This window comes from Moorena sp. SIO3H5 (genome assembly GCF_010692395.1).
Taxonomy (GTDB): domain Bacteria; phylum Cyanobacteriota; class Cyanobacteriia; order Cyanobacteriales; family Coleofasciculaceae; genus Moorena.
The window spans coordinates 1-18,708 of sequence record NZ_JAAHHS010000035.1 but is presented as its reverse complement, the minus strand read 5'-3'; the positions used below and the strand labels follow the sequence as shown (position 1 = coordinate 18,708).

At 42.2% G+C, this 18,708-nt stretch carries 14 protein-coding genes and 1 tRNA gene; 11 read left to right on the top strand and 4 right to left on the bottom strand.

Annotated features, from left to right (window positions below):
- Positions 1-29: 29 nt before the first annotated feature.
- Positions 30-3,155: an L-glutamate gamma-semialdehyde dehydrogenase gene (pruA, locus tag F6K52_RS06295; protein WP_293075458.1), complete on the top strand. Its 3,126-nt coding sequence runs from the start codon at positions 30-32 to the stop codon at positions 3,153-3,155.
- A gap of 151 nt (positions 3,156-3,306) precedes the next feature.
- Here pruA and F6K52_RS06290 read toward each other — a convergent pair whose 3' ends face one another.
- Together F6K52_RS06290 and F6K52_RS06285 are read right to left on the bottom strand one after the other, a co-directional pair.
- Positions 3,307-4,029 carry a hypothetical protein gene (locus F6K52_RS06290; protein ID WP_293075456.1) on the bottom strand — a complete coding sequence of 241 codons (723 nt, stop codon included), beginning with the start codon at positions 4,027-4,029 and terminating at the stop codon, positions 3,307-3,309.
- Positions 4,030-4,877: 848 nt separating this feature from the next.
- Positions 4,878-5,612, bottom strand: coding sequence for a hypothetical protein (locus tag F6K52_RS06285; RefSeq protein ID WP_293075454.1), 735 nt, complete (start codon positions 5,610-5,612; stop codon positions 4,878-4,880).
- A gap of 712 nt (positions 5,613-6,324) precedes the next feature.
- Between F6K52_RS06285 and F6K52_RS06280 the strand changes: the two genes are divergently transcribed.
- Positions 6,325-6,693 (top strand): hypothetical protein, encoded by a 369-nt coding sequence (locus F6K52_RS06280; RefSeq protein ID WP_293075452.1) that lies wholly within the window; start codon positions 6,325-6,327, stop codon positions 6,691-6,693.
- A gap of 84 nt (positions 6,694-6,777) precedes the next feature.
- Here the strand turns inward: F6K52_RS06280 and F6K52_RS06275 are convergent, their stop codons facing one another.
- On the bottom strand, positions 6,778-7,878 hold the full coding sequence (locus F6K52_RS06275) for an RNA-guided endonuclease TnpB family protein (protein WP_293075493.1): 1,101 nt from the start codon (positions 7,876-7,878) through the stop codon (positions 6,778-6,780).
- 688 nt (positions 7,879-8,566) lie between these two features.
- On the opposite strand from F6K52_RS06275, the gene F6K52_RS06270 reads away from it, so the two are divergent.
- From F6K52_RS06270 to F6K52_RS06255, 4 genes are read left to right on the top strand one after another with little or no spacing between them, the layout of a single operon-like run.
- Positions 8,567-9,736, top strand: a complete 1,170-nt coding sequence (locus tag F6K52_RS06270) for a 2-isopropylmalate synthase (RefSeq protein WP_293075450.1) — start codon at positions 8,567-8,569, stop codon at positions 9,734-9,736.
- Between the two features lie 50 nt (positions 9,737-9,786).
- Entirely contained in the window at positions 9,787-10,644 is an 858-nt protein-coding gene (locus F6K52_RS06265; RefSeq protein ID WP_293075448.1) for an AAA family ATPase, read from the top strand.
- Positions 10,645-10,647: 3 nt separating this feature from the next.
- The gene (locus F6K52_RS06260; protein ID WP_293075446.1) at positions 10,648-12,267 is read left to right on the top strand and encodes a glycosyltransferase family 39 protein; all 1,620 of its coding nucleotides are present in this window, start codon (positions 10,648-10,650) and stop codon (positions 12,265-12,267) included.
- Positions 12,268-12,302: 35 nt separating this feature from the next.
- Positions 12,303-12,749, top strand: coding sequence for a GNAT family N-acetyltransferase (locus tag F6K52_RS06255; RefSeq protein ID WP_293075444.1), 447 nt, complete (start codon positions 12,303-12,305; stop codon positions 12,747-12,749).
- A gap of 114 nt (positions 12,750-12,863) precedes the next feature.
- Here F6K52_RS06255 and F6K52_RS06250 read toward each other — a convergent pair whose 3' ends face one another.
- Positions 12,864-13,172: a helix-turn-helix transcriptional regulator gene (locus F6K52_RS06250; protein WP_293075442.1), complete on the bottom strand. Its 309-nt coding sequence runs from the start codon at positions 13,170-13,172 to the stop codon at positions 12,864-12,866.
- A gap of 146 nt (positions 13,173-13,318) precedes the next feature.
- Between F6K52_RS06250 and F6K52_RS06245 the strand changes: the two genes are divergently transcribed.
- The 5 genes from F6K52_RS06245 (at position 13,319) to secE (ending at position 18,665) form a co-directional block, all read left to right on the top strand.
- Entirely contained in the window at positions 13,319-15,976 is a 2,658-nt protein-coding gene (locus F6K52_RS06245) for a glycosyltransferase family 39 protein (RefSeq protein WP_293075440.1), read from the top strand.
- Between the two features lie 288 nt (positions 15,977-16,264).
- Positions 16,265-17,398: a hypothetical protein gene (locus F6K52_RS06240; protein WP_293075438.1), complete on the top strand. Its 1,134-nt coding sequence runs from the start codon at positions 16,265-16,267 to the stop codon at positions 17,396-17,398.
- 154 nt (positions 17,399-17,552) lie between these two features.
- Positions 17,553-17,915, top strand: a complete 363-nt coding sequence (gene rplS / locus F6K52_RS06235; protein WP_293075436.1) for a 50S ribosomal protein L19 — start codon at positions 17,553-17,555, stop codon at positions 17,913-17,915.
- A gap of 98 nt (positions 17,916-18,013) precedes the next feature.
- A tRNA-Trp gene (locus F6K52_RS06230) sits at positions 18,014-18,086 on the top strand.
- Between the two features lie 351 nt (positions 18,087-18,437).
- Positions 18,438-18,665, top strand: a complete 228-nt coding sequence (secE, locus tag F6K52_RS06225) for a preprotein translocase subunit SecE (protein WP_293075434.1) — start codon at positions 18,438-18,440, stop codon at positions 18,663-18,665.
- Positions 18,666-18,708 lie beyond the last annotated feature (43 nt).

The following is an 18,708-nucleotide window of genomic DNA, read 5'->3' as shown; positions in this document are numbered from 1 at the left end:
CCATAGTCTAGAACAGGAGTCTACTACCGGTGGTTATAGAAATCCCCAAAAGCACTTACGAAGCTAAAACTCAGGAAATTGCCAGAGAACTTCTAGCCGCAACTCGGGAGAAAGGTTCCTTGCTTGCCCAAATGCGAGACCAAATGCGTTGGGATGATAAGTTACTAGCCTGGGCAATGAGTAATCCAGGACTACGGGTGCAGTTATTTCGCTTCATCGATACCCTACCGGCACTGCGTAGCCAAACGGAAGTTGCTCGTCACTTTCAAGAATACCTAGGGGATGAGTCAGTAGAACTGCCTGCTGCCCTGAAGGGAATGCTCAATTTCACCAATCCTGACTCCATACCAGGACAACTGGCAGCGAAAAGCATATCTGCTGCTGTAGCCACCCTAGCCCAAAAGTATATTGCTGGGGAAAATCTCAACCAGGCTCTTAAAACCATTAAACGCCTGCGAAACCAGAAGATGGCATTTACCCTAGATTTATTAGGGGAAGCCGTAATTACAGAAGTAGAGGCTCAGTCTTACCTAGACCGCTATCTACAACTGATCGAACAACTCTCTGAGGCAGCTAAACAGTGGTCTAAGGTAAAGGAAATTGACGTTGCTGATGGTAAACCCTTGCCATTAGTCCAAGTATCGGTTAAACTAACAGCATTCTACTCTCAATTTGATTCTCTTGATCCTCAGGGTAGTCAAGAACGGGTGTGCGATCGCATCCGCAAATTGCTCCGCCGTGCCAAAGAATTGGGAGCGGCGGTTCATTTTGATATGGAGCAGTATGAGTACAAAGACATTACTTTCTCCATACTCAAAGACTTGTTAATGGAAGAAGAGTTTCGCTCACGCACCGATATCGGTGTTACCATGCAAGCCTATCTGCGAGACTCGGAACAAGATTGTCAAGACTTGATTGCCTGGGCAAAACAGCGGGGTAATCCAGTAACGGTACGCTTGGTCAAAGGAGCCTATTGGGACCAAGAGACGATAACATCACTGCAAAACCATTGGCCCCAACCAGTATATAACCAGAAAGCCGCCACAGATGCCAATTTTGAGCGTATCACCAAGCTGCTGCTAGAAAACTACGAGTATGTCTATAGCGCTATCGGTTCCCATAACGTGCGCTCCCAAGCTTATGCGATCGCAATTGCTGAAAATCTCAATATCCCCCGTCGCTGCTTTGAGATGCAAGTCCTCTACGGCATGGGAGACCAAATCGCCAAAGCCTTAGTCAATCACGGTCATCGGGTCAGGGTTTATGCACCCTATGGAGAGCTCCTGCCAGGAATGGCTTACCTGATTCGGCGGCTATTGGAAAATACCGCAAATAGTTCCTTCCTACGACAAAGCTTAGAAGATAGACCCGTAGAGGAATTGATTGCACCACCACAACAGTTACAGGAACAGTTGAATGTTGGCACGTTGAATGTTGGAAAGTTGAATAACGAACCGTTGCAGGTTGGCCAGTTGAAAGTTGAAAGTTCACAACCTGCTAACCTAGCCTACGGGAACGCCAAAGGCGAACAACCTTCAAACCTTAAACCTTCCAACCTTAAACCTTCAAACCTTCAACCTGCTAACCCATTCATCAATGCTGCAAATACAGACTATGCTCAGCTAGACGCCAGAGAAAAAGCCACACAAGCCTTACTTACCGTTCGCCAACAACTGGGTAAGACCTATTTACCCTTAATCAATGGGGAATATCAGTCTACAACAGACACAGTAGATTCGGTTAATCCCTCTAACGGTAGTGAAGTGATCGGGAAAATTGGATTAATTTCTGTAGAACAAGCAGAATTAGCGATCGCAAAAGCTAAAGCAGTATTTCCCAGTTGGCGACGTACACCTGCAAGGGAACGTGCTGCTATTTTACGTAAAGCAGGAGACTTGATGGAACAACGCCGTGCTGAATTATCAGCATGGGTCTGTCTGGAAGTTGGCAAACCATTACGAGAAGCGGATGGAGAAGTCTCCGAAGCGATTGACTTCTGTTATTACTACGCATCAGAAATGGAACGGCTCAGCGATGGATATAACTACGACATTGCTGGAGAAACCAATCGCTATGTCTATCAACCCCGAGGTATTGCTCTAGTAATTTCTCCCTGGAACTTCCCCATGGCTATTACTACAGGCATGACTGTAGCAGCCCTAGTGGCAGGAAACTGTACGCTACTCAAACCCGCAGCAAATTCCTCAGTGATTGCCGCGAAAATAGCTGAAATTTTAGTAGAAGCCGGGATACCCAAAGGAGTATTTCAATTCGTTCCAGGCAAAGGCTCAACCGTCGGTGCCCATATGGTCAAGCATCCCGATATCCATCTAATTGCCTTTACCGGTTCCCAAGAAGTCGGTTGTCGTATCTACGCCGATGCCGCCATCCTGCAACCAGGTCAAAAACATCTCAAGCGAGTCATTGCTGAGATGGGAGGTAAGAATGGAATTATCGTAGATGAAAGTGCTGACCTCGACCAAGCCGTAGCTGGAGTCGTCAAATCAGCATTTGGCTACAGTGGTCAGAAGTGTTCCGCTTGCTCCCGAGTAATTGTGTTGGAGCCAGTGTATGAGAGCTTCCTAAAACGGCTAGTTGAAGCAACGCGATCGCTTAACATTGGGCCAGCAGAAGCACCAAGTACCCAGGTCGGTCCAGTCATAGATGCTACTTCACGCGATCGCATTCGAGAGTACCTTGAAAAAGGACGTCAGGAAGCTAAGGTAGCATTAGAAATGCCAGCACCTGACACCGGATACTTTATTGGTCCAGTGATCTTTAAGGATATTTCTCCCAACGCCACCATTGCCCAAGAAGAAATCTTTGGTCCAGTAGTAGCGGTAATGGCCGCAAAGAATTTCCAAGAAGCCCTTGATATAGCCAACAATACCAACTATGCCCTCACCGGAGGCTTATATTCTCGTACTCCATCCCATATAGAACAAGCCTCAGCCGAGCTTGAGGTCGGTAATCTATATATCAACCGCAATATTACCGGTGCTATTGTATCACGGCAACCGTTTGGTGGGTTCAAGATGTCTGGAGTAGGGTCAAAAGCAGGAGGTCCCGATTATCTAGTACAATTCCTCGAACCCCGTACTATTACTGAAAATATCCAACGACAAGGCTTTGCACCCATTGAAGGCATGGAATAGTTTTTAGGTAAGCGATCAGCTATCAGCTATCAGCTATCAGCATATGGGCTACGCCCACGCTACGCGAACAGCCATAGGCCAACGGCTGACAGCTGACAGCTGAGCGCTGAACGCGCACGCGTGCCCGTAGCGCATATGCTTACTTATGAACTTAATAAGAAATTCCTCGATATCGCTTTTTAGACTTTTTTCGAACAAACCCTTTATCATCGGTCGTTAACTCGGATTCCGGTAACTGGATTAAGATAGTTTCCACTTCATAGGAAATCCCTCGATATTTTTTTTTAGACAGCCGTTTAATAGATTGCTCAGTAATTTCCTGACACCTAGGATGCAGGTGGAACTGAGAGTCTGGAATCTCTTGCTCCTGATTGAGATTACCAGTAGCTACTTTTGGAGTTGCCACAGACTCAGATTCCGGTGGATTGTACCAGTAACCAGCTTCTTGTTCGCGCAGCGTGCGCGTAGCGCAAGTGATAATTGCAGTTTCTGAAGATGTTTCAGATTTTGACAGTGAATCAGGTTTACCTGATACAGGGAGTTGGTTATGATTTGTGGTTGCTTCACCATCAAGAGTGTCAGAAACTCTCCTTTCCGGTTGGGGGCTATTGATTGGTGAAGCAGAAGCTTCATCGATTAAACTCACCCCTTGTTGCTCAATCCAAACTGTCAGATAATGGGGATGTTTTAAAATTAAACACAGAGGCCGAGATTCCTCAGAGATTTCGCAACAACAAAACTTGAGGGCTTTTTCATAAGCATTTAGGGGAAGATCAAAACCTCTAGTGAATTGTTTATTTTGGAAAATAATTGTAGATTCATCCACCCACTGAATCTCTTCTTGATTACTCTTTTCTTGATCAATAATTAACATTTGGGTAGTTTACCCCCTATTTAATCTATTATATGAAAATAGTTGGTGAGATTGTGGCAATTTGGCTCTCGAAGTGTCAACGGAAAAATGTAGCCAATTGCGTCGCAGATTTGGCTACATCCTTTACCCAATCTACTGATAATTTATGTCATTAATACCGGAATTTTGGGCATCAAGCTAGAGTCTTGCCGAGTAAATTAACGGTTTCAGGGCTATGTGGGTCAAGACAAAGTAGTTAGAGTGGATTAAATAAATAAAAACGCAATAACACAAATAAAGTTAATTGTCTATCATAAAATGTAGCTAGTTTGACAATTAACCCAACTTTCCTTGTCTCCCCTGTCTTGATGCAAAGCGCGAGTGGGGGAAACCAACGGCAGTCGCTCATGGGGGTTACCCCCATGAGCGACTGCATCAAGAACTGAGGATCTCTTGTCCGATACTTTTTAGCTACCAAAATCTACTTTGAAGATTTTAGCCCACTAATGCAAGCTGCTCTCGCAGCCAGGGGGTATCTCCCAAAGCTAAACCCAGACGAAGCCCGGCTTAGCGCATAAATCAAACTCCACTCTGGACAAAAACACGTAACTACCAAAACCTTGGTTATCGGCTTTAATTTAAGTTACAAAGTATCTTTAATGGAATTAAATCTATTCTTAAAGAATAACTCATCTTTGTAGATATTGCAATGTTTTTGTAGAAAATAACCAACAGCAGCTAGCCCTCTTGGCTAAAGCCGGTGCCTCTTGGGAGGAGTTTGCGGTGGATCCCAAGCTCCCTACTCCCTACTCCCGCGCAACCCAGGACGAAAGTCCCTCAAGCATCTGATTGTCTACAATCAAACAAACTTAGTAAGGAACCCCTCGATAGGTTTTTTTAGACTCTTTTTGATCCAATACCTGAGAATTGAGAGATAACTCCGATTCCGGTAGCTGGATCAAGATATCTTGCTCCTGGTAATAAATTCCTCGATATTTCTTTTTAGACAGCCGTTTAAGAGATTCCTCAGTAATTTGCTGACACTGAGGATGCACTTGAAATTCAGATTCCGGAATCTCTTGCTGCTGATTGAGATTACCGGTAGGTACTTTTGGATTTTGGGGGGAATCAGATTCTGTCGGATTGTACCAGTATGCGGCGTTTTGAGTTACTATCGAAGCTTCGGAAACTGAAACATCTTTCGGGACTAAATCGGATAAAACTGGCGTAGGAAACTGGTTATGATTTCTGGATTCTTCACCATCAAGATGTCTAGGACTTTTGCCTTGATATCTAGGTGCTTTTAGTAATAATGAATCAGTGGATTTAGGTTGATCACTATTTATTGGTGAAGTAAAAACATCGTCGGTTACACTTACCTCTTCTTGCTCAATCCAAATTGTAATATAATGCGGATGTTCTACTAGCAAATAAACAGGCGAATATTCCTCATTTTTCTTACCAATACAAAACTGAAAAGCTTTTTTATAAGCATTTGGAAAAATATCAAAACCTCTAGTGAATAGTTTATTATTAAAAATAATTGTAGATTTATCCAGCGACTCAATCTTTTGAGTCGCTGCTTCTGGATCAATGATAAACATAATAGTTTGAAATTGCTTTCGTTGATTAAACCTGAGCTATAGGGTTTCCTAGTAAAGGTGAGGTAAATGTAAATAAATTTATTTCTTGCTCCCTGATCCCTACTCCCTGCTACCTAAAACTAAGGAGGAAAGTAGCTCACCCAAAGTTGAACTGCTAAGCGCGTTTTTAAATGATTCGTGAACGCTAAACTAGCTGAAATTATTATTTCAACAGGTTTTTTGTTCACAAATCAAATGTAAACGTTCTAGTTCATCATAAATCAGCATTCTATCAATTAGAGTATTTTTAAGACAAAATACTGAGTATTACGTGAATTATTTTAAGAAAATATTCTGAAATCACCAAGTCTTTATTGATACATTTAATGTATTTTTACTACTTAACTTGTCCGTTATTATTTATGAATTTTATAACCCGTTTAAGTAAAATTACGGTAGTAATATCACCTTTAAGATAAGTCGTCGTATTCAATTAACGTTGATTATGGAAACTATAAAATCATGAACTGGAAACTTTTCACAGCAAAGAATGGAGTAACTTTACAAAAGTTAACATAGTGACTATATTTTATGTCCAGGTACTTACTCACTTACTACTGAACACTAATTTCAATCCACTGATAGAGTGGTTAATTGTGGAAACACTATCACAAATTTCCGTAGAATTACGGTAGTGAATTAGCAAGCCTTTAATCGATCAGACACCCTAGTTATGAAAATCAAGCACTTCATCAATCTCCACAAAGGACTTACCGCTCTAGTAGTGCTGGGATTAATGGTTTTCTACCAGAATTTCACCCTTGGCCCATGGGTTTACCTAGCCCTCCATGGTACCTATGGGGTGATGTGGCTACTCAAAGACCCTATCTATCCAGACAAGCAGTGGGAGCAAGAAATGCCCATTGGCATCGGAATTCTTGGCTTCGGAATACTAATGCTCTACTGGGTTGCTCCGTTTATTCTGATCAGCAGTGGTTCTCAGCCTCCCTTACCCCTCGTAGCTGCTGCCATTTCCATTAATGTCATGGGAGTCTTTCTCCACTATGCCAGTGATGCCCAGAAATACTATACTGCTTTGTAAAACTGACACAAAACGACATAAAGCGTCGTAATGAAGTTTACTTCCTGCTTCCTCCAGATAACTGGGTTGCGTAAGGTGTCGGCACTACTTACTGACACAGGCGATCACCGAGAAGCCCTCGGCTAAACGTTGTAAATTGAGACTTGCGTTCAGATCACGATCAGCGATGTAATCGCAAGCCTCACAGTCAAAAACTCGTTCTTTGAGTGGCATTTGTTGAACATGGCCACAGCTTGAACAGGTTTTAGTTGATGGATAGAACCTATCTGCAAACACTAATTCTGAACTGTACCACTCGGATTTATATTCGAGTTGACGACGAATCTCATAGAAGGCAGAATCAGCGATTGCACTCGCCAGCTTGTGGTTTTTCAACAGGCCGGAAACCTTCAAATCTTCTAACCCAATGACTGCGTGGTTCTTGCCTAGCCAGGAGGTTAGTTTATGGATTGCATCTTTCCGGATGTTAGCAACCCTTTGATGAGCTTTAGCTAGCTTCAGTTTAGTTTTATATCTGTTTTTAGAAGCTATCTTTCTTCTAGATAATTCTCGTTGAAGTCGAGCTAATTTTTTCTTAGCTTTTTTATAAGCTCTTGGGTTTTTAAAAACAGTTCCATCGGAACAAGTGGCAATAACTTTAACCCCAACATCAACACCCAGATATTCTCTAGATTTTACGGTGTGTTCAGGTTCAAACTCGTAGGCTACAGACAGATACCAAGAATCAGCTATTCGAGTGATCGTGACTCTCTTAGTCTGGATTTCCGGTAAAGGTTCGTATGTACTGACCCATCCAATAAAGGGAAGTTTTAATCGAGTTCCTGAAAACTCCATTATCCTGCCACAGTTATCAAGAGTAAAGCTATCATTTCTACCTTTTTTCTTGAACTTAGGATGTTGAGACGTACCTTGAAAAAATCGTTTGAACGCTTCCCCTAAGTACATAAAGGCGAATTGATAAACCCTTGAACTTAGAGTGGATTGCCACGGATATTGAGGTTTAACATGATTAGTGTAGAATTTTTTAAGCTTTTTGGCTGAAGGCTTCAAACCTTCTTTATAAGCCTCGTTCCACATCCGGAGTGCCCAATTCCAAATCCATCGTGAATAACCGGCGTGTTTAGCCATCAAGGTTTTCTGTTTGTTATTCAGTTTTAATTTGGTTTTGAAGGCTCTGAGCATAATTCGGGATAATTCTTGTCTCCGTTATCGAGATGGTGTTTTAATCCCTTGGATAATTCTTGGCTTTTCCCATCTAGCTAAACTCATGATGTTAACGCCTAGCAACTCAGCGACTTCTTTGGGGTTTAATGTACTTGCTCAGCTGAGTTACCTTGACGGCTTACTTATAATAGCGTGTTGTACCGTAAAATGTCAACTAAGTTTTTCCTCTCTCCCGCTATCCAGAGTTTGCTGACTAAGTAGGTGGGCATAAATAAACGTTAAAACTAAAAATCCGAAAATGAAGCTGAAATCCTTTATTCATAGGGTTTTTGGGATTTTGAATTTCAATCGCTATTTTACACTTAATTACGCCCACCTACTTACAAAGCTAATTCTGGACTACTACTACCACAGCTATTTTTAGCTACTACTTCCAATCCAAACGATCCAGATTTGGCACAAAAAACTAGGTAGTCACAAATTATAGCATTTATCAATTCGGTGAAGTACAAAGCCCTGGGTTGAGCGGGAGTAGGGAGTAGGCTGACTGCCTGACACATCTTGGAAAATGACTGACTCCAGTAGTGGTAAACTGATTTTCCATGCTCATATTGAAAACGACTGCATTTAATTCTATGATGCCCTCAAGCCTGGAACCAAGTTTTGAGTAAGCTTAGTTAATTACCAGAAAAGGAGATTTTGTCACGTAATGTTGCAGATTCTTGACTCTACCCTAAGAGAAGGAGAACAAACTCCTGGTGTTTATTTTTCCCCTGAAACCAAGTTATTAATTGCTAAACTTTTAGATCGAATTGGTATTGATATTATTGAAGTAGGAAATCCTGCTGTTGGTCCTGAAATTTGTGAAGCTGTAGCCTTGGTTTCTAATGCGGGATTGAATGCTAAGATTGGTGCTCACTCTCTTTGTCGTATCGATCATGTTCAAAAAGCATTAGATTGTAAAATCGATTTTTTGGGTATCTTCCTGAGTGTTGCCAATCACCGTTTAGAGCGTGACTACCAAATTACAATCGAAAATGCCATTGAGCAAGTGGTGGAAGTTATTAGCTATGCCAAAGCACAAAACCCAAACCTATTAATTCGCTATACACCAGAAGATACCACACGTACCTCAATCGAACAAGTTATTGAAGTAGCAAGCGCTGCGGTACAAGCAGGCGCAGATATTATTAGCATCGCAGACACAACAGGATATGCTACTCCATTTAAGAACGATCGCAGTTACTCGTATTTTGTCAAAACTTTGAAGGAAAAACTAGCTGGACAACAACTATATCCTAAAATTGCTGTTCATTGTCACAATGATAGAGGTTTAGCACTGGCTAATGCTCTTGATGCTTACCAGGGTGGAGCAGACATTATCGATGTAACTGTGATGGGGTTAGGAGAACGTGCTGGTATTGTTGATTTAGCAACATTATTGGTCAATTTGGGCGAGATGGTTGAATCAGAATTGCCTTGGGAGTTTAACTATCTTAAGGATCTATACCATATTGTGAGTGAATATTCCCATATTTCAATTCCGCCTATTTTACCCATTATGGGAAAAAATGCGTTCACTCACTATGCTGGGGTTCACGTCAAAGCAATTGCTAAAGATCCGATGCTTTACCAAAGTTTAGATATTGCTAGTTTGACAAACAAAAATAACTTAGCTTTAGGAATGCAATCGGGCAGAGCTTCAGTTGAGTTAGCTCTGGAACAAATTGGTCAAGAGGGATTGACCAATAATAGGGTTTTCATGAATTGCATTCTCAATGAGGTTAAAGTGCTGGCTAAACGAGGGACTGGTATTGATATTGACAACGAATTGCCCCACATAGTTAATCAATGTTTTGCTTTTGATAATTGTGAATAATCTTCTCACTTTGAGTGAAGAATGCTTAGATCTAGAACAGTTTACTAATAATGCCGTTAAACCAAAAACAAACTGAGTCTATAGAGTCTATAGAGTTGAGCTCTGGGATTAGATACGGATTATCAGCGGTTGATGGCTGGCTGCCGCTTGTTGAACAGCCCTTGTTTATTTTAGTTGGGTTGACGGGAGTCGGTAAAAGTACACTTATCAATGCTTTATCCGATACAGAGCTAAACTTTACGCTGTTTCCTAATCGTCGTACTTTAACTGATAAATTTATTATTCCGACGGTCATGCAGATCGATGGAGCAGAAAAAGAAGATGATATTACCTGCCGTGTTACACGCTTCTCCTATACCCGTCGCTATAAGGAACTTTTTCCTGAGGGAATAGTCCATATTTTGAGCAAATTACAGATTAATCCGTCTCAAGTTTGCTTTCCGCTACTTTTTGATGGTTTGCGAGGAAAGCAGGAAGTAAAATACGCAATCAAAATTCTACCAAAAGCTCAGTTTTTAGTTTTGGAAGCTCCTAACTATGTCCGATTGGAACGCCTGTTAACTCGTAGGGATTTGTTTGATCGCATTGCGCAATCTAGCCCAATAAAATATAATTACAATGAAAATAAAATTAGTAGTTTTGCTGAATTAGGGATACCAGAGGATACCAATCTTTTTGCCCATGAAGAAACACAAGAAATCCTAGCCAAAGTGAATAAAGGTTACTTTTCCATACATGAATTACGAGATTGCTTAAAAATTATTGTTGCAGAAAAATGCAACTATAATCCATACGAAACTAGATCCATTTTAGAAGATTTAGCCCCAAGTCGAACTCTGTTCATTAATACAAATAGCTATGCTCCTCACTTGATTGCACAAGAAGTTCAGAGTTTTCTCTCGTCTTAAGATATGACGAAACCATCTAAGCAGTATTTTTCCCTAAGATGGCGATTTTTGATGATCGTCCTTTTACTGCTAGGAATCTTCTTCCGCTGCTTCAATCTTAACCATAAAATATACTGGCACGATGAGGTTTATACCTCAATTCGGAGTTCTGGCTACACCGGAGATGAAGTAATTAAGGAAGTTTTTGATGGTAGGGTAATTGGTGTTGAAGACTTACAAAAGTATCAGCATCCTAATCCTGAAAAACACTTAGGAGATACTATTAATGCCTTAACTACAAACCCAGAACATCCACCCCTCTATTATTTAATGGCGCGGTTTTGGCGGCAGCTATTTGGTGCTGCTGTCAATAACCCTAGGGGTTTATCTGTTCTGTTTAGCCTGCTGGTTTTGCCAGCTATCTATTGGCTGTGCTTAGAATTATTTGAATTCCCTTTAGTGGGCTCGGTAGCTCTAGCACTTTTGGCGGTATCTCCCTTTCATGTGCTCTACGCTCAAGAAGCACGGGAATATAGTCTATGGACACTGACTATTATCCTATCTTGTGCGTCTCTGTTGCGAGCTATCCGAAAAACTAAGAATAGTCGAAAAGTAACACACTACCTCTGGTCATGGGTAATCTATGCTATAACTTTGGCACTTAGTCTTTACACATTTCTCTTTTCTATATTTGTTGCCATTGGACATGGAATTTATGTTTTTATTATAGAACGGTTTCGCTTTAATAAAACTATTTATGCTTATTTGATAGCATCTGGTGCAGGGTTTATAGCCTTTTCCCCTTGGTTAGTTGTGGTCGTTAGTAACTTAGCTATCATTCAGCATAAAACCCATTGGACAACACTTCAAGTACCTTTATCATTTTTGGTGAAAATCTGGGGAATAAACCTTAGTTTGATATTTTTTGATTTTGGAATACCACTGGAGCATCCATTTACCTATATAATACCACCAATTTTAGTTAGTTTTGTGGGATATGCAATTTATTTTATCTGTCGTTATACTACCCAGCGAGTTTGGTTACTGGTTTTAACGTTAATCGTTATTACTGGATTAGGGTTAATCTTACCCGACTTAATTTGGGGAGGACGACGTTCAGTAAGTACTCGGTATTTCCTACCTTGCTATATCGGAGTGCAGCTGGCTGTTGCTTATGTAATTAGTATGTATATAACTGGGTCTCTATCCAGGGCTACTTTAATAAAGGCTAATTTAAAAACACAGAAGGTCTGGAAAGGAATAGTAGCTGTGCTGCTTACAGGGGGAGTTATCTCTTGTGCTATTAGTTCTCAAACAGAAATCTGGTGGAACAAGCAAGTTGGGGCTCACAATCCTACCATCGCTAGGATTATTAATCAAGCTGAGCGACCTCTGGTAGTTAGCAATGTTTCTTCCGTGAATCCTGGGGATGTGATTTCTCTTAGTTATTTATTAAATCCTCAGGTAAAAATTCAGTTAGTCATTCCCCCTACTATTCCCGATATTCCTCAAGGGTTTAGTGATATATTTCTATTTTATCCCTCTGAATATTTGCAACAAGGACTTGAGGAAAAGTATAGTACTAAAATAGAGTGGTTTGATGATTCGACAGTAAAGCCCCTCGGTAAGTTAAGGCTTGAATGATTAAATGGTTAGCAGTTAATAATTGGATTAGGTAAATGGATGAGTTAACTATTAAAGTTGTTGGATATACTGAACGATTATCAGAAATTAAGTTAATCAGGGTGCAGGTTTTTCAGATTGAACAAGGGGTAGCAGCGGAGTTAGAGTTTGATGGTAAGGATGAAATAGCGAAGCATTTATTAGCCTATTGGAATAATCAGCCGGTAGGCACAAGTAGGGTGAGATCTATAGATGATAATACAGCTAAAATAGAACGGTTAGCTGTATTATCTAATGCTAGAGGTAAGGGCATTGGGAAACAGTTGATGATTAAGGCATTAGAGTTAGCTGAGCAAGCTGGAATTAAGGTAGTGGTGGTGCATGCTCAAGAGTATGTGAAAGGGCTTTATCAAAAGTTAGGTTTTGAAGTAGTGGGAGACTCTTTTGAGGAGGCTGGTATTGTTCATGTCAAGATGGTGAAGCAGTTAATAGGATTGAGCTAAAAAGGTGACAATAAATAGGTAATCGTGATGCATCGCTACTGCCTACTGCATACTGCCTAAAACCCTAGACTAAATTACCTCATCCAATTGAGAATTGCTATATTTGCAAATGGTCTATGGAATCAGATTTGGGATAGGGATAAACGCGATCGCTACCCGGTGATTCAGAGCGCGAGCGATTTTTTGCAACATAGAAAGGGAGTGTCCTTCATAATCAGCATCTTCCAGTCGTGCAATCACAGGCTGCTTTGTACCCACAAGTTCTGCAAGCTGTTTCTGGGTTAACCCCGCTTTTGTTCTAGCTTCATAAATTAACTGTGCCACCTCTGCATTAAGAGAAGCTTCTGCTATCATTTCCTCGATCTCGGGGTCGGTACGAGTCTTCTTGTTAAGAATTTTAATCGCATCAGAAGTCTTAGTCATTTTCTTCCTCCTCTACATAGGTATGAACATCTGGGTTTTGTTCAAACAAACCCTTTCTCAAGATTGCCCGTTCAATATCAATTTACTCAATCACTACAGGTAAGATTGTTGTAGCTAATTCATCTGAGCACCTAGCACTCACCACTATGAAAAGACGCTTTAGAGATCCACTAATTTTAGGACTAATTTGGCTAGGGAGTGGATTTTGCGATCGCATTTGGTTTGCCCTAGATCACTCTGTCCCAGCTTGGGACCAGGCGGATTATTTGACCGGTTCGTTGAATTACTGGCAGGCGTTGCAGCATCCTCAGTGGTTCTCTGGGGAGTGGTGGAGCAGTTTTTGGGCAATTTCGTCAAAAGTCCCGCCATTGACTTATATTATTGCCGCAATGGTTCAGCAACTGTTTGGAACCGGACCAGAGCTAGCTACAATAGCGCTAGTTTTATGTAGTGGAGTGCTAATTGCTTCAGTTTATGGATTAGGGCTGGTATTATTTAACCGCCGGGTAGGGTTATGGGCTGCTGGTTTAGTCATGTTGTTACCAGGACTATATCGCTACCGTTTAGAATTTTTGCTGGATTATCCCTTAACCACAGTAGTCAGTTTGTGTTTTTGGTCTCTGACAGTGTGGTGGCGTTTGGCAACTGCAAAGAGACGCTTATGGCGAACCAGAGTAAGACAAGAATGGTTGTGGGGGTTGGGGTTTGGGGTTTGTTTAGGATTAGCGTTGCTAGTTAAGCAAACCGCCATATTTTTTCTATTCGTGCCAATCGTTTGGGCTGGGGTGAGGGTTTTGTGGCAGAGGCAATGGCAAAGGTTCGCTCAGTTAATCGCAGGTTTGCTGGTATCAGTTTTGATATTTGGTCCATGGTACCGGATTAATTGGTTGTTGATATTAACCTCTGGCAAGCGAGCAACCATTGATTCCGCGATCGCAGAAGGAGACCCAGCCCTCAATACCCTTGATGCTTGGGTTTACTACTGGAAAATCTTACCTTACCTGATCTCTTGGCCACTGTTGTTAATACCAATAGTAGGACTGTTAATTTATGGGCTCAAGTATGGGCTCAAGCAATCTTCTATCGCAAAACAGAACAATCTGCCATCCCCCCATCCCCCCATCTGGTCACTAACCTGGCTAGGGGTCTTCATAGTGGGTGGTTATCTATTGTGTTCATTGAATATTAATAAAGATGCTCGCTATATCTTGCCATTAGTTCCAGTGCTATCACTGTTTCTGGCTTATGGCTTAACCTGCTGGACTAATCGTTGGGGTAAACCGATGCGTTGGACCACGGTAGGGCTAGCAACTGTATTGATGATGTTGAATCTATTTCCATTAGGAGGTAGAGGATTGACTCAATTACTTAGTCCCCGTGTACAACATTTGCCCTACTTAGGACAGCCATGGCCTCATCGGAAGGTAATTGCTGAAATCATCAAGACTCAACCTTACTTGCGCTCTAACTTAGGAGTATTACCGTCAACCCCAGACATTAACCAACACAACTTCAATTACTATGGTGCATTAGCCAATTTCCAAGTATACGGGCGTCAAGTGGGAACCCAAGCCAAACAAGTGAAACAGGATATGCGATCGCTTTCTTGGTTCCTCACTAAAACTGGTGCCCAAGGGTCAATCCCAGAATCCCAAGCAGCTATAGTTCAGGAAGTTGAGCAAGGGTCAGAGTTTGAGCTACACCAGACTTGGGAGTTACCCGATGCTAGCCAACTGAAACTGTATCACAAGCGGCAGCCACCAATAGCCGTAAAACCATTATCGATAAAGCCTGTGGGTGAGCAATCATCCATAAAACCCACTAGTTTAGATGGCAATGCTTCCCTGGCCAAAAGGCCACGCTACGCGAACAGCAATACTCTCAGCTCAAGCCCCAGAGTTAAATTAGACCAAGTCACCGTACCAGAAACATCTCCTGCTGGAGTACCTGTACCAGTAACTTATCAGTGGACTGGTTCTTGGGAGCAATTACAATCTGGCATCGTTATCCTAACCTGGCAACCTACCCTAGGGGAAGGCCAAGGGCGAATAACCCACGGATGGTTACACGACCATGGTATTGCCATGGGAGAACTACACTCTTCCCAATTACCACCTGCCAATTCCCAATTTCAAGTCATTGAACGGATGGCGATGTTTCCCCCAGCAGATATCCCAGCTGGAAGCTACACCCTAAAAGCAACTTACCTCAATCGACAAACTCGCGAAACCTATCCGATACAAGTACCAAAGGTTACCTTGACCATCGATCCAGCAGCTACCCCCATACCTGCACCAGAACTAGATTTAATCACCCAAATGCGGATATTATCCGCGAATTTACCTAAAGGACTCAATGGCCTAGAGCCGGTTTTTGAAGAAACTGCCCGGATTAACCAGTACGATCCGATTCAGGACTACTTAGAACAAGCAGATTTAGCCTTAAGCTATCGGCTGGAATCGGAACCGAATAACCTAGACTTGGCCTATGGTCTGGCCTTGAGTAGGGTATTGCAGCAAGATGTAGAAGCTGCGATCGCAGCATTAAAGCGAGTCACCCAACTTGACCCCCAAAATCCCTATGCTCACGCTTATCTTGCCTTCGTCTATCTCTATGATTGGGATGGAAAAAATGGAGAAAATGCCCTAAAACCTGCCCTTAAAATCAACCCGACTATTCCCGAACTACAAGCCCTATCTGGTATAGCTGCCTTGATGCAAGGTAATGTGTTCAAAGTTTGGAGTGTTATTCAGAGATTAGAACTTGAAAGCGATGGCCAAAAGGCCACGCTACGCGAACGCTAATATTATTTCATTGTGAATAAATTGTGAATCAATGTCTTAAGAAGGCTAAATTTTTTAGTCTTCGTGTTCTTTGGGTCTTTAGGTTTACTCATACCAATTTATGACCCCGATTACTTAATGTTTTGTAATCAATTTTTCTGGAATTTTTTAAATTTTCAGTATTTTTATTGAAGCATTGAAATTTATTTTTTTATTTAATTCAATTAAAGCCTATGAAAAAAACAGGTACTTTGATGTTTATCAAACTAACCTGTCTATATATTTGAATGTATTAAAATAAACAATCTTATGAAAACAAACGTCAAAAACAAACAACCTATTGATTTACTCAAACTGACACAAAACCTATCACTAGCAATCCTAGGGTCTGTTTTGAGTTTCACCGCCATTGAAGTTGCTAACCCAGCACGCTCTGACGCTTTTGTAATTTTTAACCGGTCTGGTAACACACTCGGAGGTGGCTCCCGATGGGATGCAGCTCCAAGGACTATCCAAGGACAAGATCGTTCCTTGGACGGCGGATTGCGATACTCACTACAGGGCGGTTCCTATGAAGCTTTCCGGGATTTATTCACCTGGGATATTGTTCCTAGTGTCAATGAGTTTCAAAATGCCATTGAGGGTGCGTTCAACGCCTGGACTGTAGTTGACCCGGTTTCTGGCTTAGGTACCGATTTGTCATTTGTAGCAGATTTAGAGACACCAGTAGTAGGTACCGGTAGAGGAGGCGTTAACCGATATGGTGCCGAAATTGACCTGTTGGCATCGACCAATGCAACGTTCTGGAATCCTGGAAATACCTCACCCCAAGGTGAATCGTTTTTCTATTACATCCGTGATACCGTAACTCTCACCTCTGGAACGGAAAATTACACAGGTTCAAGCGCCATTATCGGAGCAGATATCACCTTCAACAATAATGCCGGAACAGTATATACCCTCGACTTTTTCAGGCGATTGTTGACCCACGAGATCGGTCATGCCATTGGATTAGGGGATATTGAGGGAGACATCAGTCCTAATAGATTTATCGACGACAACTATGATGGCAGTACTAGCGCCACAGCTCTAGCCACATTGAGCAACCCGATCGCCCAACTAATCGATCCCCTCAATCCAGCCGCTTCGCCATTTTCATTGTTTACAGTTCCAGATCAGGATCCGGGTGTTGACACCCCAGCGGTAGATATTCTCATGGAATCCCGGGGACTAGGCATAGCTCCAGGCAACCCAGTCACCAACCTTAGCCCATTGGTTAATGATGACTACGCTGGTCGGCAGTTCCTGTATCCAGTGTTGTCTGAGGCTACCCCCTCTGAGGCTAGTGTTAATGAATCTACTGCTACATTGGGTTTACTAGCCCTTGGTCTTATAGGTACAGGTTTGAGTACTCAAAGAAAAAAAGGAACCAACAGAGAGTAGATACAGCTGTCAGATCAGCTATTTACACCAAATAGACAGACACAGACACAGGTAGTGGTGCTGAAGTCCTAACTTTTTCCCAAAAAAATCTAGACTTCAAGTGTTTCTTTCGGATATAATCAGAAACTGGTGCTTTTAGGCATAAGCAAAAACCATGAATGCTCAAGAAATCATTCGCTCCCTTGAAGCGGAACAACTAAAGGAAAAGCTCCCTACCATCTACGTCGGTGACACCGTGCGGGTGGGAGTACGGATTAAAGAAGGTAATAAGGAACGGGTTCAACCCTATGAAGGCACTGTGATTGCCATGCGCAATGGTGGCATTAATGAAACGATTACAGTACGCCGGATTTTCCAAGGGGTTGGTGTGGAACGGGTTTTTCTACTCCATTCTCCAAAAATTGCTAATATAAAAATAGTCCGTCGAGGCAAGGTGCGTCGAGCCAAGCTATACTATTTACGCGATCGCGTTGGTAAGGCTACTCGCATCAAACAACGCTTTGACCGTAGTTTATAACCTTTTTCTGGCCTAGCATCAAGTTGCTTGGTGTAAATGCCAAAATTAGGGTATACTAGATCAAGCGAGAGGTTAAACTCTACCTCTCTACTCCATCTGCGTCCTTAGTTCAGTTGGTAGAACGCAGGTCTCCAAAACCTGATGTCGGGGGTTCGAGTCCTCCAGGGCGCGCTCAAAATTGGTATAATACAAAAGTTAGGTGCGCTTTTCCTTAGCGGATTCGATTCGCTGCGGGTCGCACCTTTGGGATGCCAGGGTTTAGCTGAGCAAATCCAGTGGGATTCCTTCAGTTCAGGGGGCTGAGTAGGAGGGTTTGACTCAACCATCAGGACTAGTGGATTGTTGTGCTTCAAGCCTACCAGCTAGACTATTCCCGACGCAAGGAACAGGAAATTGAGGCCAGTAAAGCCGACTTGTGTCATCTAATCCCTGGCTGGATTAACTGAGCAAGATGCGCACATAGCACTCAGCACCGACCATGGTAGACCGATATTAATGCGTTGATGGGGGAAAGGATAAGTTGTGGCAAAGAAAACAAAAGCTGAACCAGAGACTAAAGAAACTGAATCTGGGTTTAACCTAAGTCAGTTCTTCAACGAAACCAAACAAGAACTCGCTAAAGTCGTTTGGCCTTCTCGGCAACAGTTAATTAGCGAATCAGCAGCGGTATTGTTGATGGTCATTCTGTCTGCCACCATAATTTACTTGGTAGATGGTTTATTTTCCTGGGCATCAGGACAGGTATTTTGATGAGTTTTGCTGCAGACGAATCCCAAGATTTCGATCAAGAGGA

What these genes read in the sequence shown, in the direction of transcription:
- F6K52_RS06245 (WP_293075440.1), top strand. Translation starts at nt 13,319, where the DNA reads ATGAAAAGACGCTTTAGAGATCCACTAATTTTAGGACTAATTTGGCTA.
- F6K52_RS06285 (WP_293075454.1), bottom strand. Translation starts at nt 5,612, where the DNA reads ATGTTTATCATTGATCCAGAAGCAGCGACTCAAAAGATTGAGTCGCTG.
- F6K52_RS06280 (WP_293075452.1), top strand. Translation starts at nt 6,325, where the DNA reads ATGAAAATCAAGCACTTCATCAATCTCCACAAAGGACTTACCGCTCTA.
- F6K52_RS06260 (WP_293075446.1), top strand. Translation starts at nt 10,648, where the DNA reads ATGACGAAACCATCTAAGCAGTATTTTTCCCTAAGATGGCGATTTTTG.
- F6K52_RS06250 (WP_293075442.1), bottom strand. Translation starts at nt 13,172, where the DNA reads ATGACTAAGACTTCTGATGCGATTAAAATTCTTAACAAGAAGACTCGT.
- F6K52_RS06240 (WP_293075438.1), top strand. Translation starts at nt 16,265, where the DNA reads ATGAAAACAAACGTCAAAAACAAACAACCTATTGATTTACTCAAACTG.
- F6K52_RS06265 (WP_293075448.1), top strand. Translation starts at nt 9,787, where the DNA reads ATGCCGTTAAACCAAAAACAAACTGAGTCTATAGAGTCTATAGAGTTG.
- F6K52_RS06255 (WP_293075444.1), top strand. Translation starts at nt 12,303, where the DNA reads ATGGATGAGTTAACTATTAAAGTTGTTGGATATACTGAACGATTATCA.
- F6K52_RS06290 (WP_293075456.1), bottom strand. Translation starts at nt 4,029, where the DNA reads ATGTTAATTATTGATCAAGAAAAGAGTAATCAAGAAGAGATTCAGTGG.
- rplS (WP_293075436.1), top strand. Translation starts at nt 17,553, where the DNA reads ATGAATGCTCAAGAAATCATTCGCTCCCTTGAAGCGGAACAACTAAAG.
- F6K52_RS06270 (WP_293075450.1), top strand. Translation starts at nt 8,567, where the DNA reads ATGTTGCAGATTCTTGACTCTACCCTAAGAGAAGGAGAACAAACTCCT.